Here is a 16,953-nt window from a genome sequence, read left to right as displayed (position 1 = left end):
CCATGAGCCTGCCGCCCGGATTTCTTGACGAACTGCGCAACCGCGTCCCGATCAGCCGGATCGTGGGGCGCAAGGTGACGTGGGATCTGAAACGCTCGAATCAGGCCAAGGGCGACTGGTGGGCGCCATGCCCGTTCCACGGCGAAAAGACCGCCTCGTTCCACGTCGATGACCAAAAAGGCTTTTATTACTGCTTTGGCTGCCACGCCAAGGGCGACGCCCTGACCTTTCTGCGCGAGGCCGAGGGGATGGGCTTTATGGATGCGGTGGCGGCGATGGCGTCCGAGGCCGGGCTGCCGATGCCCGAACGCAGCCCCCGCGAACAGGCGCAGACCGACCGCCGCACCCAGCTGGTCGAGGTGATGGACCGCGCGCTGCGCTGGTTTCGGCTGCAATTGCAGACCGGCGCCGGGGCAGAGGCGCGCGACTATCTGGCCGGGCGCGGGCTGGACGGGTTGGCGCTGGAGCGGTTCGAGATCGGTTTTGCCCCCGACCTGCGGCAGGGGCTGTTGCGGCATCTGGCGGAATCCGGGGTGCCCGAAAAACTGGCGGTCGAGGCCGGGCTGGCGGCAAAGCCCGACGACGGCGGCGCCGCCTATGACCGTTTCCGCGGCCGCATCATCTTTCCGATCCGGGATGCGCGCGGGCGCTGCATTTCCTTTGGCGGGCGGGCGATGGACCCGAATGCGCGGGCCAAATACCTCAACGGCCCAGAGACCGCGCTGTTCGACAAGGGGCGCAACCTGTTCAACCTTGGCCCCGCGCGGGCGGCGGTGTCCAAGGGTCAGCCGCTGGTGGTGGCCGAGGGCTATATGGACGTGATCGCGCTGGCGCTGGCCGGGTTCGAGGGCGCGGTGGCGCCGCTGGGCACCGCCATCACCGAGGATCAGCTGCGGCTGATGTGGCGCGTCTCGCCGGAGCCGATCATCACGCTGGACGGCGATACGGCCGGGCAGCGCGCGGCGATGCGGCTGATCGACATGGCGCTGCCGCTGGCCGGGCCGGGGCAGGCGCTGCGCTTCGCGCTGATGCCGGGGGGGCAGGATCCCGACGACCTGATCCGCAGCGGCGGGGTGGGGGCGACGCGGGCGGTGCTGGACCAGGCGCAGCCGCTGGTCGAGCTGCTGTGGCGGCGCGAGACCGAGGGCCGCGTTTTCGACAGCCCCGAACGCCGCGCCGCGCTGGACCGCGCCATCGAGGCCGCGGTGGCGCGCATCCCCGACCCCGCCACGCGCGAGCATTACACCCGCGAGTTGAAAAACCGCCGCTGGGCGCTGTTCGCGCCCGCCCGCACGCCCAAGGGCCGCTTTGCGCGCCGCGATGCGCCGCCTCCGCCGCTGCCGCAGACCCGCGCCTCGGCGCTGGTGGCCCTTGATGCGGGCGATCTGCTGATCGAGGCGATGGTGCTGGCGATCTGCGCCGCCCATCCGCATCTGGTGCCGCTGGTCGAATCGCGGCTGGAACGGCTGGAGCCCGCCGACCCTGACCGCGCCGCTCTGGTCCATGACCTGCTGGCCGGCACCAGCAGCGCCGCCGGCCGCGCGGCCCTTGATTCGATCATGGGCGATCCCCATGTCCGCTCGGCGCCCGCCATCTCGCGTCCTTCGGGCGCTGCCGACACCGCCGAACCGATGCTGCTGAACGCTCTGGACCGGATCGAATCCCGCCGCGCCGCACGCGACGAGCTGGCCCGCGCCGAGACCGAGATCGAGGGCATGGCCGACGAAGGGCTGACCTGGCGCGTCACGCAATCGGCGCGGGCGCGAATCATGGCCGACCAGCCCGCAATCGGCGGCGGCGACGATCTGGGCGAGGACCGAGAGGCGCTTGCCGCACGGCTCAGCCGCGCGCTGAGCGATGAAATCTGGCGAAAACGCCGTTGAGCGCGCCGAATCACCTGCGCGAATCACCCGTCGCCGTCTTTGATCGGCGGCGGCTTTCGATTAGAACCGCCGGAATCCCGGCACCCGATTCGCTATCCCCGCGAATCAGCTAAGAAGGAACCGCCCATGGCCAAGGACGACGACGACAAGCCGGAAGCCAAGGACGACGATCACTCGCTGGACATGAGCCAGGCCGCCGTAAAGCGGATGATCGCCGAGGCGCGCGAGCGCGGCTATATCACCTATGACCAGCTGAATTCGGTGCTGCCGCCCGATCAGGTGTCGTCGGAACAGATCGAGGACGTGATGTCGATGCTGTCCGAAATGGGCATCAACGTCATCGAGGACGAAGAGGCCGAAGAGGCCGAGGCCGGCGGCGCCGTGGTGCCCGTCTCGACCAGCCGCGAAATCGCGGTGGCGGCGCCCGAAACCGAAAAGCTGGACCGCACCGACGACCCGGTGCGCATGTATCTGCGCGAGATGGGCTCGGTCGAGCTGCTGTCGCGCGAGGGCGAGATCGCCATCGCCAAGCGCATCGAGGCCGGCCGCAACACCATGATCGCGGGGCTGTGCGAAAGCCCGCTGACCTTCAAGGCCATCACCATGTGGCGGCAGGAGTTGCTGAACGAAGACATCCTGCTGCGCGACGTGATCGACCTTGAAACCACCTTTGGCCGCGCCATGGGCGAGGAAGAAGAGGACGAGGTTCTGCCGGTCGACCTGCCGCTGGGCAGCTCGGGCGAACAGGCCCGCACCGCCGACAAGCGCCCGGCTGAAGAGGTGGACGCCGACGGCAACCCGCTGCGCCCCGACGCTGATGCGGATGACGACGACGAGGACGACGGCCAGAACCTGTCGCTGGCCGCGATGGAGGCCAGTCTCAAGCCCCGCGTGCTGGAACTGCTGGAAGCCATCGCCAGGGATTACGAGCTGCTGGCCGACATGCAGGATCAGCGGATGTCGGCCACGCTGAACGAGGACGAAAGCTTTTCGGCCTCGGACGAGCAGGCCTATCAGAAGCTGCGTGCGGAAATCGTGCTGCTGGTCAACGAGCTGCATCTGCACAACAACCGCATCGAGGCGCTGGTCGATCAGGTCTACGGCATCAACCGCCGCATCGTGACAATCGATTCCGGCATGGTGAAGCTGGCCGACGCCGCCCGCATCAACCGCCGCGAATTCATCGAATCCTATCGCGGCTCGGAACTCGACCCGACCTGGGTCGACCGCATGGGCGAAAACAAGGGCCGCGGCTGGCAGGCGCTGTTCGAGCGCTCGCGCCCCCAGGTCGAGGGCCTGCGCGGCGACATGGCCGAGGTCGGCCAATATGTCGGCGTCGACATCGAGGAATTCCGCCGCATCGTGAACCAGGTCCAGCGCGGCGAGAAAGAGGCGCGTCAGGCCAAAAAGGAAATGGTCGAGGCGAACCTGCGGCTGGTCATCTCGATTGCCAAGAAATACACCAACCGCGGCCTGCAATTCCTTGATCTCATTCAAGAAGGCAATATCGGCCTGATGAAGGCCGTGGACAAGTTCGAATACCGTCGCGGCTACAAGTTCTCGACCTATGCGACCTGGTGGATCCGGCAGGCGATCACCCGCTCGATCGCCGATCAGGCCCGCACCATCCGCATTCCCGTGCATATGATCGAAACGATCAACAAGCTGGTGCGCACCTCGCGCCAGATGCTGCACGAGATCGGCCGCGAACCCACCCCCGAGGAACTGGCCGAAAAGCTGCAAATGCCGCTGGAAAAGGTCCGCAAGGTGATGAAGATCGCCAAGGAACCGATTTCCCTTGAAACCCCCATCGGGGACGAAGAGGATAGCCAGCTTGGCGATTTCATCGAGGACAAGAACGCCGTCCTGCCGCTGGACAGCGCCATCCAGGAAAACCTCAAGGAAACCACGACCCGGGTTCTGGCGTCGCTGACCCCGCGCGAGGAACGGGTGCTGCGGATGCGTTTCGGCATCGGCATGAACACGGACCATACGCTGGAAGAGGTCGGCCAGCAGTTCAGCGTCACCCGCGAACGCATCCGCCAGATCGAGGCCAAGGCGCTGCGCAAGCTGAAACACCCCTCGCGCTCGCGCAAGCTGCGCAGCTTTCTGGATCAGTGATGACGCGTCTTGCCCGGAGATTCAGGCTCCGGGCAAGTTTTCGCGCATGGGTTGTGGGCAAATCGGCGGTTCACCGCCGCGGGATTTGACTAATATAATGTTAACTTGTTACCGAATCGGGTTATAACAACGTTGTGCGCGGTCCATGATCCAAGGTGATCCCGGTTCCCGGGTCGAACCTTCGGAGGATGGGATGAACGCACATTCCTTCGTGCTTTATCGCAGTGAGACCAGCCTGACGCCGAAAAGCGACGTCACCCGGGCGATGATCGGCTGCGCCCGCCGCAGCAATCTGGAACAGTCACTGACCGGGTTCCTGCACCATGACGACGGCATCTTCTTTCACTGGCTGGAAGGGGATGGCGACAATCTGTCCCTGACGATGGAGCGGATCGGCCGCGACCCGCGTCACCGCAACCTGGTGACGCTGGCCAGCGGGCCGCTGCCGCAGCGGCGGTTCCCGGACTGCCCGATGGGGTATTCGACGCAAAGCGATTATTCGCTGCTGCGCTGGATGGCCGATCACGCGGTGACGGTGCGCGAACAATCGGCCTATGCGATGGCGCTGCTGTCCTTTCTGGAAGAGCGCGCCGGAACGCCGGGGCACTGTCAGACCGGATCTCAGCCCAGCCGCTCGATATGGCGGGCAAAGGCGTCCATGTAGCCTGTCAGGAACTTGCGCAGGCTTTCGTCCTGAACGCTGCCGTCAGGGGCGTATTTTTCCGGCTCGAACCGCAGGTAGAATTCCGGGTGGCCCATGGCGATCATGCCCAGCGTGACCATCCGCGCCTTGAGATGGACCTGTCCCGCCGCCGTCCCGATCGCGCCTTGCGACGCCCCGACGCAGGCTGCGGGCTTGTGGCTCCAGACCGATTTTCCGGGCGGGCGGCTGCCCCAGTCCAGCGCGTTGCACAGCACGCCGGGCACGGCGCGGTTGTATTCGGGCGACACCAGCAGCACCGCATCGGCGGCGGCGACCTGCGCCTTCATCCGTTCGACCGGGGCGGGGCCGGCGCCGTCCTGCCACAGATCCTCGTTGTAAAGCGGCAGGTCGCCGATCTCGACGAAATCGAACGTCAGGCTGCCCTCGGCCACGCGGGCCAGCGCCTTGGCGGTGATGCGGTTGATCGACTGCGCGCGCAGCGATCCGACAAGGACGGCGACGGAACGGGACATTGTTAAAACCCTTTCGACTTAGCGGCGCGGGGGCCGCGGGTGCCGGCTTGAAATTCAGGACCAAATCAAGAACAATGGCCGGAATGCCGGGGGCGCTGCAATAAAAATGGACCTTATCCGACAGATGTCAATCGACCCGGCGGCGGCGCTGCTGGGCTGGGCGCTGGCGCTTGGGCTGCTGCTGTGGGCGCTGGCGCAGGCTCGCGCCCGCCGCCGGACCGAGGCTGCAACCCACGCCGCCGCGCTGGAATCCGCGACGTTGCGCGCCAATGATGCGGCGCGCGCTGCCCGTCTGGCGGAACTGGCCGAGGAACGCGACAATCTGACCGATGCGCTGCACGCCGCAAGACAGGACATCGCGGCCCGCGACCGGGCGCTGGATGCAGCAAGGCTTGAGGCCGCGCATCAATCCGCCCGCGCCGCCGCCGAATTGCAGGCCCTGCAACAGGCGCGCGAGGAAATGACCGCGCAATTCCGCCTGATCGCCGATGATGCCCTGCGCCGGCAGGGGGCCGATCTGGAACGGGCGCATCAGGAACGGCTGACCGGGTTGCTGACCCCGTTTCGCGAACAGGTGGCGCGGTTTCAGGACGAATTGCAGACGGGCCAGCGCGCGGATCAGGCGGCGCAGGCGGCGCTGCGCGAACAGATCGAGGGGCTGCACCGCCGGTCCGAGGACATCGGCCGCGACGCGGTGGCGCTGACCCGGGCGCTGCGCGGCGACAAGCAGCGGCAGGGGGCGTGGGGGGAAATGATCCTTGCGCAGGTGCTGGAATCCGCGGGGCTGGAACCGGGCCTCCACTATCGCACCCAGGCGTCCGGCACCAACGGAGACGGGCGGCGGCTGCGGCCGGATGTGGTGGTGGACATGCCGGGCGGGCGCTCGCTGGTGATCGACGCGAAATGTTCGCTCAACGCCTATGCGGACGCCTGCGCGACCGAGAACATGGCCGAACGCGACGCCGCGCTGCGCCGCCATGTTAGCGCCATCCGCGCCCATGTGGCCGAGCTTTCGGATCGCGGCTATCAGGCGCTGCACCCCGATTCCGTCGATTACGTGCTGATGTTCCTGCCGGTCGAGGGCGCCTTTGCCGAGGCGCTGCGCACCGACCCCGCGCTGATGGGACAGGCGCTGGAACGGCGGGTGGGGCTGGTCACGCCCTCGACCCTGATGCTGGCGCTGCGCACGGTCGAACATCTGTGGGCCGTGGAACGCCGCGAACGCAACGGGGCTGAAATCGCCCGGCGCGCCGGCGCGCTTTACGACAAGCTGGCGCTGGTGGTCGCGGCGCTGGACGAGGCCGGGGCGGCGCTGGATGCGGCCCACCGCGCCCATGGCGCGGCGGTGGCGCGGCTGTCGCGGGGGCCGGGCAATGTGGTGCGGCAGGCGGAAATGCTGCGCGAGCTGGGCGCGCGCAACACCCGCACCATCGCGCTGATCCATGATGCGGATGACGCGGCTGATAAGGACGCGACTGATGAGGCGGTGACGCAGGCTCCTATCTAGTGGCAAGCGCAAGCCTCTACCCAAGATCATGCGGGCCCTGTATGCTGGCGGTATCTGAGGCTGATCAAGGGGCTACCCATGCGCTGTCCGTTCTGCGGAAACGCCGATACGCAAGTCAAGGATTCCCGCCCCGCCGAAGACAACGTCGCCATCCGTCGTCGCCGTTTCTGTCCGGCCTGCGGCGGCCGCTTTACCACCTATGAACGGGTGCAGCTGCGCGATCTGGTGGTGATCAAATCCACCGGCCGGCGCGAGGATTTCGACCGCGACAAGCTGGCCCGCTCGATCCGTATCGCCATGCAGAAACGCCCGGTCGAGGCCGACCGCATCGACCAGATGATTTCCGGCATCGTGCGGCGGCTGGAAAGCATGGGCGAGGCCGACATCCCGTCGAAGGTGATCGGCGAGATCGTGATGGAGACGCTGGCCCGTATCGACACCGTCGCCTATGTCAGATTTGCCAGCGTCTACAAGAACTTTCAGGCCGCTGACGATTTCGACCGCTTTGTGTCGGAACTGCGCCCGACGACCGAGTGAGCGCCGCCCCCGACGATCTGCGCCACATGGACCACGCGCTGCGGCTGGCGCGGCGGGGCTTGGGCAATGTGTGGCCGAACCCGGCCGTGGGCTGCGTGATCGTGGCGGCGGGCCGCGTGGTCGGGCGCGGCTGGACCCAGCCCGGCGGCCGCCCGCACGCCGAGCGCATGGCGCTGGATGCGGCGGGCGCGGCCGCGCGCGGCGCCACCGCCTATGTCACGCTGGAGCCCTGCGCCCATCACGGCCGTGCACCCCCTTGCAGCGACGCGCTGATCGCGGCGGGGGTGGCGCGGGTGGTCTCGGCCCTGACCGACCCCGACCCCCGCGTCGCGGGGCGCGGCCATGCGCGGCTGCGCGCGGCGGGGGTCGAGGTGGCCGAGGGCGTCCGCGCGGCCGAGGCTGCCGCGTTGCAGCGCGGGTTCCTGACCCGGGTGACGCGGGGCCGGCCGATGGTGACGCTGAAGCTTGCGACCAGTTTCGACGGCCGCATCGCCACCGCTTTGGGCGAAAGCCGCTGGATCACCGGCGAGGCCGCGCGCCGGCATGTGCATCTGCTGCGGCTGACCCATGACGCGGTGATGGTGGGTGCGGGGACCGCCCGCGCCGACCTGCCGGCGCTGAACGTGCGCGGCTTTGGTGCCGTGCGGCAGCCGGTGCGGGTGGTGATCGCCAATGCGCCCATCCCCGCGCTGCCGCCCGAGGGGCCGGACCACGGCCCGCTGTGGGTGTTGCCCGGTCCCGTCGATGAGGCGCTGGCCGAGCTGGGCCGGCGCGGCCTGACCCGGGTGTTCTGCGAAGGCGGCGGCCAGCTGGCAGCGGCGTTGCTGGCGTCGGGGCTGGTGGACGAGCTGGTCGGTTATACCGCCGGGGTGGTGCTGGGCGGCGACGGCCGCGCCGCCGTCGCGCCGCTGGGGCTGGGCGCGCTGGCCGAGGCGCCGCGGTTCCGGCTGGCCGAGACGCGGGCGCTGGGCGGCGATGTGTTCCATCGCTGGGTGGCGCTGCGCTGAGAAAGCGGGAGCCAGCCCCATCGTCGTATACGACGATCCCCGGGATATTTTCACAAGGAAGAAGAGGCTTAGCGCCACAGCCGGCTGTGGGGGATCAGCGCGCCTTGCAGTTTCGCCAGCCAGCGCAGGGTCGAGGGCTGCGGGGAGGCGGTCGGGTCGGCGAGGCGGTCCGCGGCGATCTCGGCCGGGCAGGGCAGTTGCGACAGCGGATCGCGGTAGCGCGGATAGGCGATCAGCGCGGCATGGACCAGCGTTTCCAGATCGGGACGCGCACTGCGGCGGGCCGGGATCGGGCCAAGGTCGCTTGTCAGCCCCCAGCCGGCGTAAAACGGCGCGCCCAGCGTGGTGACCGGCTTGCCGCGGATCAGCGCCTCGAAGCCGAGGGTCGAGGTGATCGTCCAGACCTCATCCACCGCGTCGATCAGCGCGGCCGCTGGGGCATTGCGGGCAGTGATGTCGGCCAGCCCCGCAAGCTGCGCGTCCGCGACCGCGCCGGGGCGCAGCCCGGCCTCGACATCGGGATGCGGCTTCCAGACGATCAGCGCCCCGGGGTTTTCCGCGCGGGTGCGGAACAGCAGCGCAAGGTTTGTGCGCTCAACCCCGGCGCCAAGGCGGATCGAGGCGTCGTCCTCGACCTGTCCGGGGACCAGGATCACCCGGTGGCCGTCGCGGGGGATCGCGGGCATCATCCCGGGCAGGTTGTATTTGGTCAGCGCCGCCTGCCGCAGCCGGGCGATCAGCGCGGCGGCGCGGGCGTGGCCTTGGGGCGGCAGGGGCTGGGCGATCAGGTGCTCAAGATCGCTTTCGCGCCCGGGGTCATAGTAGATGCCGCGGGAATCGGCGACCAGCGACAGCGGCGGCACCAGCGCGGCGCCAAGGCCGCGCGAGCGCAGGAACCCGTCCTCGACCCGCAGCGCCTGTGGGGCCTTGTCCGCGTGGCCGGCCCAGACCAGCGACACCTTGGCCGAGGGGTGGTCGGTGAACCGGACCCCGCGCCCCTCGCCAAAGAACCGGGCCAGGGGGCGGCGTTTCCACAGCCGCATCCCCAGCGCCAGATGCCCGTCGCAGTCCTGCGCATGGGCGCGGGCCTCGGATTCCAGCTGGCGGATCGCACCCTCAAGGTCGGTCAGCCTGTCGTGGCAGGGATCATACCACACCGGCGCCAGCAGGTGGCTGGCGGCGAACAGCGCGGGCAGGGTGGTGCGGCCCAGCCGGCGCGCCACCGGGGCTTCGTCGTCCGACAGCCCCCAGCCGGCATAGAAGGGCTGGCCGAACAGCCGCGGGCGGTGGCCGGCCAGCATCGCCTCATACCCCAGCTGCGAGCTGACCGCATAGACCGCCGCCGCGTCCCCGACCAGCCGCCAGGGCGAGACGGGGGTGTCGCACAGCACCTCGCCCGGGCGCAGGTCGGCGGCGCTCAGATGCCCGGGGCGCAGCCCGGCGGCGGTTTCCGGGTGGCTGCGCAGGACGATGCGGGCGCCGGGGTGTTCGTCGCGGGCCGCCGTCAGCATCCGCAGAAAGGTCTCGCGCCCCGCACCCATCAGCGAGGCATCGCCCCGCGTCTGGTCCACCACCAGCACATAGCCGGGGGCGGCGGCGGACAGCCCGGGGCGGTGGGCGTTGTATTTCGACAGATCCGCGGCGCGCAGCCGGGCCAGCATCGCGGTTGCCCGCCCGGCCAGCGCTGCCGCCTGCTTTGATGCGGCAAGTTCCTCGATCAGCGAGGGGGAGGAGGGGTCGAAATGCACCCCCCTTGGGTCGATCAGCAGCCCGATGGGGCCGCGCCGGCCGATGCGGCTGCGGTCGCGCCCCGGCAGGACCGAGCGCAGGAATGCATCCTCGACCGTGACCACCGCGGCGCCGCGCTGTCGGGCGATGGCGCGGCCGCGCCAGGCGGTGGGGCTGGCGCCCCAGACCGCGACGCAATCGCCCGGCCCCGGCAGGCCAATGCACAGCCGCCAACCCGCCAGCCCAAGGATCCGCCGCAGCCGCGGTTGCAGGAAAAAGCCGCCGTTATAGATGAAAAGCCGCCGCTGTTCGTGCGGCGGCTTTTGCGGCAGGGGCATCGGGCCGGCGATCACTCGCCGATGCTGGCCATCGAATCGGCGGTGGCCACGCTGCCGGTGATGGCGCTGAGGGTCTTTTGCCACTGCACATAGGGCGCCTCGGTCACATAGACGGTGTCGCCGGCGCGGATCAGAAAGTCGCGGGCCAGAAACAGCCCGTTCGGCCGCGTCAGGTCCAGCACATAGGCCATGCGCTGGTCGCCATAGACGCTTTTGCCCAGAACGCGGGTCGCCACAGCCTGCGGCTCGTTGCGCAGCACAAAGACGCCGGTGGGGTCGGCTAGGCCGGAATGCAGGCCGCCGACCATGGCGATGGCCTCGATCGCGTTGATTTCCTCGGACCCGAGGGGGACTTTGGTCTGCCCGCCCAGCGCGCCAAGGGCGGTAAAGCTGCGCTGGTCCTCTTCTACCAGGATCACGTCGCCGGGGCGCAGGGCGATGTCGTAGCGCGGGTTGGAATACAGGTCGCGCAGCCAGATCCGCCCGCTGCTGCCGCCGCGCTTGACGGTCACCACCGCCACGTCCGGATCGACCGAGACCCCGCCGGCGCGCGCCAGCATCGCGGACAGCGACCGGGTGGGCCGCTCGATCGGGAACACCCCCTGACCGCCGACCCGGCCCATCACCGACACGGTGGCGCCGTCGCCCGCGACCCGGGTCACCGTCACCTGCGGATCGGGGGTCTGGGTGGCCAGCCGCTGGGTGATCAGGTTGCGCAGCTCTTCGGGCGAGTTGCCCGCCGCCCGCACCCGCCCCGCATAGGGGACAAAGATATAACCGGCGCTGTCGACCTGCAGTTCGGTCAGCGAGGTGTTGGACGCGCCCATCGAGGCCAGCAGCCCGTCATCGACGTTTTCCCAGATGGTCAGCCCCAGCACGTCGCCGGCGCGGATTTCATCGGCGCCGACCTGTCCGGCGCGCAGGAAATCCTGCCCGAACCCGTAAGACGGCGTATACGAGGCCGCCCGCGCGACCCGGTCGTCGACGAACAGGATATGGGCATTGCCGCCGTTCTCGATCGAGCCGCGGTAGATTTCCTTTTTGCTGGGCCCCGAGCGGGGCAGCGCGCAGGCCGCCAGCAGCACCAGGGACGCCATTGCGGCAAAACGCAACGCGGCGCGGGCAGTGCCGCGCTGCGGCAAGGGCGAGAGGGTGAGTTCAGTCAAATCCGGTCTCCTGTCCCTTCCGGTGATTCTGGCTCGCCGGATCACATGACATTCAAATATTCTTTACCTTGCAAGGCCGGGCGCATCCACCGAAACGCGCAGCCTAGCGATCATCGTCGGTCATCTGTTGTCGATTATAGGCAAGCCCGCCCTCGAATGCGGCATAAGGGTCGTCCCGGGCCAGCATCATGTCCACGACCAGCCGCAGCGCATGGGCGCGCGAGCGCCTTGCGTAGAACCCGCCCGGCACCTGGCAGGTGTCCAGCAGATAGCTGCGATAGTCGCGATAGCGGGCCAGATCGGGCGGGGCGGGGTGGTAAAGGAATTCGTCCAGCGACTGGTCCGACACCAGCCCCGGCTTGGCATAGACCGCCCGCCCCAGCGCCTTGACCGGCAGCCCCCGCCACAGCGCCTGCTGCGCCGAGGTCGAATTGATCGTCACCACGCCGCGCGCCAGCGACAGCAGCGCCGCCAGCTTGCCGCCCCAGACCAGATGCACGCGGTCCGCCAGCCCCAGCGCCTGCGCCTGTTCGCGCACCACCCGGTGCAGCGAGCCACGCCCGTCCTCCAGCGGGTGCGCCTTGAACACGATATGGTGATGGCGCGGGGCCGCGCGGGCAAAGGCGGCCAGCACCTCGGCCGTGAACTCGGCCATCGAGCGATAGGGCGAATGGGCGACAAAGCTCGAATCATGTTCCAGTTGCAGCAGCACCAGCACATAGGGAAACCCGGCCGAGCGGATCCGCCCCATCTGTCGCCAGCTGCGCGCCGAATGCGCCGGGGCCAGCAGCAGCCGGGTCAGGTTCAGCCGGAACTCGCGCCACAGCGAAATCTCGCGGTGCGAGCTGAACCCCGGAAAGCGCCGGTTCGCGGCCAGCACCATGAAATGGTAAAGCGCCCCGTAGAATTTATGCTGGCGCATGTCGCCCCAGCGCGCGGGGGGCCGGTTCACGTCGTCGCCGAACTTGCGCTGCATGGTGCGCATCCGGTCCAGCCCGATCTGCATCAGCCGCGAATTTCCGTTCGCCCCGTCGCGTTCATAGGTGATCCAATAGGGGCGCAGATAGCCTTCTTCGAACACATGCAGGGCCAGCCCGTGGCGGGCTGCCGCCGCCCGCGCCGCGGCGTGGACCGGCCGCACGTCGCCGTAAAGCACGATATCGGTCACGCGCTTTTCCGCGATCAGCCGGTCGAGATGCGCGGGCCAGTCCTCGGGGCGGCCGGAATGGGCGATGAAACGGGGCCGATCGCTCCAGAAGAATTCGTCGCCGGCGTTGAAGCCGACGCGCCACACCTGCGCCCCGGCCGAGGTCAGCAGCCGCCCCAGCCGGTCAAAGAACGGGCCGTGCGGCCCCTGCAACAGCAGAAAGACCCGGGCTTCGACCGGTGGGCGCAAGTCTGCGCGGCGCTGCGCCGGGGGCGGACCGGCCGGGACCGCGGTGGCCGTCAGTCCTTGGGGTTGGGCGTTCATGCAGAAAGATCCGCTACAGGCAAACAGGACATGATTACCCGGCCGACAAACACGGGAAGGCCGGGGCGGGTCAAGTCGAAGTTGCGGAAAATATGCCGCATCCCGGCGCGGATCGCAGAATTTTGCCGCCATGGGGCACTTGCTTCGCGGGGCGCCAGGGGCCATCGTGGCGCGCGATCACCACAGCATGGGCAAGGACAGGCGGATGTTTACCGGAATCATCACCGATATCGGCACGGTCACCCGGTCCGACATGCGCGGCGACCTGCGGGCGCGGATCGCGTGTTCCTATGACATGCAGGGGGTGGACCTGGGCGCCTCGATCGCTTGCGATGGCGTGTGCCTGACCGTCGTCGCCAAGGGCGAAGGCTGGTTCGACGTCGATATTTCGGCCGAAACCATGGCCAAGACCAATATCGGCCCGGACGGCTGGCCGCTGGGGCGGCGCGTCAATCTGGAACGCGCGCTGAAGCTGGGGGACGAGCTGGGCGGCCATATCGTCTCGGGCCATGTGGACGGCGTCGCGCAAGTGGTCGAGGCCCGCCCCGAGGGCGACAGCCTGCGCCTGACCTTCGAGGCGCCGCCCGAGCTGGCGCGTTTCATCGCGCCCAAGGGCTCGGTCGCGCTGAACGGCACCTCGCTGACCGTGAACGAGGTCGCGGGCAACCGCTTTGGCGTCAACCTGATCCCCCATACGCGCGAGGTCACCAACTGGGGCGACGTGGCCCAGGGAGATGTCGTCAACCTGGAAATCGACACGCTGGCCCGCTATGTCGCACGGCTGGCCGAGGCCGGGTGACAGCTAGGCGGGTCGCGCCCAAAGCCGGGGCTCTGCCCCGGACCCCGGGATATTTATTTACCGCCCGAAGCAGTATGCTGCGCGCGAGCGTCAAAGGACCGGCGCTGGGCGCGGCTCGCCCTTTCGCCGGGCGGCCGCTTGGGTTAAGCCGTCGCCAAACATTCTGCGAGGCCGTCAAGATGCAATATGAACAGCCCGGACAAGTCGAGCGCGACTGGTCCGACGCGATCTCGGGTATCGAAGAGATCATCGAGGACGCCCGCAACGGGCGCATGTTCGTGCTGGTCGACCACGAGGACCGCGAGAACGAGGGCGATCTGGTCATCCCCGCCCAGATGGCGACGCCCGATGCGATCAACTTCATGGCGACCCATGGTCGCGGGCTGATCTGCCTGGCGCTGACCGCCGAGCGGGTGGACGCGCTGGGCCTGCCGCTGATGTCGCCCAAGAACTCCAGCCGCCACGAGACCGCATTCACCATGTCGATCGAGGCGCGCGAGGGCGTGACCACCGGCATTTCCGCCCATGACCGCGCCCGCACGGTGGCGGTTGCCATCGACCCCACGCGCGGCGCCGCCGACATCGCGACGCCGGGCCATGTGTTCCCGCTGCGCGCGCGCCGGGGCGGTGTGCTGGTCCGCGCCGGTCATACCGAGGCCGCGGTGGATATTTCGCGGCTGGCCGGGCTGAACCCCGCCGGCGTGATCTGCGAGATCATGAAGGACGATGGCTCGATGGCGCGGCTGCCCGATCTGGTGGCCTTTGCGCAGAAGCACGGGCTGAAGATCGGCACCATCAGCGACCTGATCGCCTATCGCCGCCGCCACGACAACCTGATCGCCGAACGCGACCTGCGGCCGGTTTCCTCGGCCCATGGCGGCGAATGGATGATGCGGGTGTTCGCCGACGAGGCGCAGGGCGCCGAGCATATCGTGCTGAGCAAGGGCGACCTGACCACGCCCGAGCCGGTGCTGGTGCGGATGCACGCGCTGGACCCGTTGCAGGATCTGCTGGGGATCGGACGCGCTGGCGACCTGCCCGCCGCCATGCGGATGATCGCCCAAGAGGGCCGGGGCGTGGTCGTGCTGCTGCGCGACCTGTCGCCGTCGCTGCCGCGGATGGGCGAGCCGTCGCCGCATACGCTGCGCCAATACGGGCTGGGGGCGCAGATCCTTGCCTCGCTCGGGGTCCATCAGCTGGTGCTGCTGACCAATTCGAGCCTGCCCAAGGTGGTGGGGCTTGACGCCTACGGGCTTTCCATCCATTCGACCCGCCCCATTTCCCAGGACTGACCGAACGCCATGGCCGCGCTGACCGAACACACCATCCTGCCGCTTCCGACCTTTGACGCGCCGGTGCGGCTGCTGATCGTCGTGTCGCCCTATTACCGTGCCGTTGCCGATGCGTTGGTCGCCGGCGCCCGGGCGGCGGCCGAAGCCGCCGGCGCCTCGGTCGATCTGATCGAGGTTCCGGGCGCGCTGGAAATCCCCACCGCCATCGGCATGGCCGGGCGACTGGCGCAATACGACGGCTTTGTCGCGCTGGGCTGCGTGATCCGGGGCGAGACCACGCATTACGAGACCGTCTGCAACGACAGCTCGCGCGGGCTGACGCTGCTGGGGTTGCAGGGGTTGTGCATCGGCAACGGCATCCTGACCGTGGAAAACATGGACCAGGCCGTCGCCCGCGCCGAGCCCGCGCAGCAGGACAAGGGCGGCGGCGCCGCCTCTGCTGCGCTGCATCTGATCGCGCTGCATCGCCGCTGGGCGGGGGCAAAGCGCCCGATGGGTTTCGGCCGTGACGGGGAACGCGACGGGGATCGCGACGGGGATCGCGACGTGATCCGGCTGGCCGGCGAGATCGACGGATCGGCCAAGGCATGAGCGAGGGGCAGAAACCGCAAAGACCCGACCGCCGCGCGCTTAGCGCCGCGGCGCGGGTCTATGCCGTGCAGGCGCTGTTCCAGATGGAGGCCGCCGACCAGTCCGCCGACCGGGTGGTGCGCGAATTTTCCGACTGGCGCATCGGGGTCGATTACGAAGAGGGCGTCTCGCCCGAGGCCGACGAGGATCTGTTCCGCCGGATCGTCGATGCGACCGTCAACTGGCAGGCGCGCATCGACCAGATGACCGACCGGGCGCTGGTGGCGAAATGGCCCATCGCCCGCATCGACCCGGTGCTGCGGGCGCTGTTTCGCGCCGCCGGGGCCGAGCTGGTGGGGTCCGAGACGCCGCCTCGGGTGGTGATTTCGGAATATGTCGCGGTGGCGGATGCGTTTTTCCCCGACGGGCGCGAGACCCGGTTCGTGAATGCGGTGCTGGACCACATGGCCCGGGACGCCCGCCCCGAGGCTTTTGAGCTCAAACCGCGCTAAACGGGCGCGGCCGAGGTGACAGCGGCGGCCGCAGCCTCTACATTGGGGCAGAGCCTGCGAAAGATCGCCCGATGCCCGACCATCAGATACGCGACCCTCAGATGCCCGACCCCGAACCCGCGATGCCCGAGCTGGTGCGCCTGTATCTGCGCAACATCCTGATCGGGTTCCTGCTGGCGCTGGTGTTTACCGGGCTGCTGATCGGGCTGGATGTGGCAAATCTGCGCCATTTGACGCTTGAAACCCGCGGCGGCTGGCTGGGCATCGTGATGCTGGTCATCTTCAACACCATTGTGTTTGCCGGGGTGCAGTTCGCCATCGCCGTGATGCGCATGGCCGAACCCGGCGACGGGCCGCGGCGCGGCAGCCACGCCCCGCTGACCGGGCGGGCGCCCGGTGGGGCCGGGGTGCCGGTGGCCGTTCCGGCGCGTTCGCGCCGCGGCTGAACGCGGCCGATCCCGTCCATTTTCGGTCAAGAAACCCCCGCGGCCCGTTCCTGGTGCGCGGGCTGCGCGTGTCTGTCGCTGTATTCCGGCATCACTCTGTGTGGAATATGCAACAAGCTGTGGCCGCACCCGGCGCAGGATCAGACGACGGCGTGAAGAGTGGCGGCGCCAACCCCCCAAATCCGCGGCGCAGACGGCGCCGCACAACTACCTAGAACTCGGCGCTTTCCCTGTCATCCGCAGACAAATCATACATTATTCACGCCATGCGGGTAATTGGTTCCGTCACATGACGTCACAGTTCCGTGACGGCGCCAGCGTTCGCCGCCCCGGTTAACCCGCGGGCACCCAGGGTCTAATTCTTCGTTACATGACCAGGCGGCGCCCGTCGCCGCCACAG

General features: G+C 68.7%; 15 protein-coding genes. 11 read left to right on the top strand and 4 right to left on the bottom strand.

Features of this window, described 5'->3' with window-relative positions; translation table 11 throughout:
• Nucleotides 1–2: 2 nt before the first annotated feature.
• The 3 genes from dnaG to BLW83_RS02590 all read left to right on the top strand — a co-directional run bounded on the left by dnaG (nucleotide 3) and on the right by BLW83_RS02590 (nucleotide 4,668).
• The gene (dnaG, locus tag BLW83_RS02600; protein ID WP_090845903.1) at nucleotides 3–1,883 is read left to right on the top strand and encodes a DNA primase; all 1,881 of its coding nucleotides are present in this window, start codon (nucleotides 3–5) and stop codon (nucleotides 1,881–1,883) included.
• 126 nt (nucleotides 1,884–2,009) lie between these two features.
• Nucleotides 2,010–4,004, top strand: coding sequence for an RNA polymerase sigma factor RpoD (gene rpoD, locus BLW83_RS02595; RefSeq protein WP_090845222.1), 1,995 nt, complete (start codon nucleotides 2,010–2,012; stop codon nucleotides 4,002–4,004).
• Nucleotides 4,005–4,197: 193 nt separating this feature from the next.
• The gene (locus tag BLW83_RS02590; protein WP_177172464.1) at nucleotides 4,198–4,668 is read left to right on the top strand and encodes a BLUF domain-containing protein; all 471 of its coding nucleotides are present in this window, start codon (nucleotides 4,198–4,200) and stop codon (nucleotides 4,666–4,668) included.
• Here BLW83_RS02590 and BLW83_RS02585 read toward each other — a convergent pair.
• Nucleotides 4,626–5,180, bottom strand: coding sequence for an NADPH-dependent FMN reductase (locus BLW83_RS02585; protein WP_090845218.1), 555 nt, complete (start codon nucleotides 5,178–5,180; stop codon nucleotides 4,626–4,628). The two genes, BLW83_RS02590 and BLW83_RS02585, sit on opposite strands and share 43 nt — an antisense overlap.
• A 124-nt stretch (nucleotides 5,181–5,304) precedes the next feature.
• On the opposite strand from BLW83_RS02585, the gene BLW83_RS02580 reads away from it, so the two are divergent.
• The 3 genes from BLW83_RS02580 (at nucleotide 5,305) to ribD (ending at nucleotide 8,231) form a co-directional block, all read left to right on the top strand.
• A complete protein-coding gene (locus BLW83_RS02580) occupies nucleotides 5,305–6,687 on the top strand; it encodes a DNA recombination protein RmuC (protein WP_177172463.1) in 1,383 nt (460 codons plus the stop codon).
• Nucleotides 6,688–6,765: 78 nt separating this feature from the next.
• Nucleotides 6,766–7,224: a transcriptional regulator NrdR gene (gene nrdR / locus BLW83_RS02575; protein WP_090845215.1), complete on the top strand. Its 459-nt coding sequence runs from the start codon at nucleotides 6,766–6,768 to the stop codon at nucleotides 7,222–7,224.
• Between the two features lie 26 nt (nucleotides 7,225–7,250).
• Nucleotides 7,251–8,231, top strand: a complete 981-nt coding sequence (gene ribD, locus BLW83_RS02570; protein WP_090845901.1) for a bifunctional diaminohydroxyphosphoribosylaminopyrimidine deaminase/5-amino-6-(5-phosphoribosylamino)uracil reductase RibD — start codon at nucleotides 7,251–7,253, stop codon at nucleotides 8,229–8,231.
• 68 nt (nucleotides 8,232–8,299) lie between these two features.
• Here ribD and BLW83_RS02565 read toward each other — a convergent pair whose 3' ends face one another.
• From BLW83_RS02565 to BLW83_RS02555, 3 genes are all read right to left on the bottom strand, one after another.
• Entirely contained in the window at nucleotides 8,300–10,297 is a 1,998-nt protein-coding gene (locus BLW83_RS02565) for a capsular polysaccharide biosynthesis protein (protein ID WP_090845900.1), read from the bottom strand.
• Nucleotides 10,298–10,308: 11 nt separating this feature from the next.
• Nucleotides 10,309–11,394 (bottom strand): polysaccharide biosynthesis/export family protein, encoded by a 1,086-nt coding sequence (locus tag BLW83_RS02560; RefSeq protein WP_177172483.1) that lies wholly within the window; start codon nucleotides 11,392–11,394, stop codon nucleotides 10,309–10,311.
• 172 nt (nucleotides 11,395–11,566) lie between these two features.
• Nucleotides 11,567–12,823, bottom strand: coding sequence for a capsule biosynthesis protein (locus tag BLW83_RS02555; protein WP_342707487.1), 1,257 nt, complete (start codon nucleotides 12,821–12,823; stop codon nucleotides 11,567–11,569).
• A gap of 316 nt (nucleotides 12,824–13,139) precedes the next feature.
• Here BLW83_RS02555 and BLW83_RS02550 point away from each other — a divergent pair, with 316 nt between their 5' ends.
• From BLW83_RS02550 to BLW83_RS02530, 5 genes are all read left to right on the top strand, one after another.
• Nucleotides 13,140–13,733, top strand: coding sequence for a riboflavin synthase (locus BLW83_RS02550; protein ID WP_090845894.1), 594 nt, complete (start codon nucleotides 13,140–13,142; stop codon nucleotides 13,731–13,733).
• 179 nt (nucleotides 13,734–13,912) lie between these two features.
• Nucleotides 13,913–15,025, top strand: a complete 1,113-nt coding sequence (ribB, locus tag BLW83_RS02545) for a 3,4-dihydroxy-2-butanone-4-phosphate synthase (RefSeq protein ID WP_090845211.1) — start codon at nucleotides 13,913–13,915, stop codon at nucleotides 15,023–15,025.
• Between the two features lie 9 nt (nucleotides 15,026–15,034).
• Nucleotides 15,035–15,616: a 6,7-dimethyl-8-ribityllumazine synthase gene (locus tag BLW83_RS02540; protein ID WP_090845209.1), complete on the top strand. Its 582-nt coding sequence runs from the start codon at nucleotides 15,035–15,037 to the stop codon at nucleotides 15,614–15,616.
• Nucleotides 15,613–16,107, top strand: a complete 495-nt coding sequence (gene nusB / locus BLW83_RS02535; protein ID WP_090845207.1) for a transcription antitermination factor NusB — start codon at nucleotides 15,613–15,615, stop codon at nucleotides 16,105–16,107. The genes BLW83_RS02540 and nusB overlap by 4 nt, the downstream gene beginning before the upstream one ends.
• Before the next feature lie 122 nt (nucleotides 16,108–16,229).
• Nucleotides 16,230–16,553 carry a hypothetical protein gene (locus BLW83_RS02530; protein WP_342707494.1) on the top strand — a complete coding sequence of 108 codons (324 nt, stop codon included), beginning with the start codon at nucleotides 16,230–16,232 and terminating at the stop codon, nucleotides 16,551–16,553.
• The last annotated feature ends 400 nt before the right edge of the window (nucleotides 16,554–16,953 follow it).

This window comes from Paracoccus alkenifer, assembly GCF_900108405.1.
Lineage (GTDB): Bacteria > Pseudomonadota > Alphaproteobacteria > Rhodobacterales > Rhodobacteraceae > Paracoccus > Paracoccus alkenifer.
This window is presented reverse-complemented; position numbering and strand designations above follow the sequence as displayed.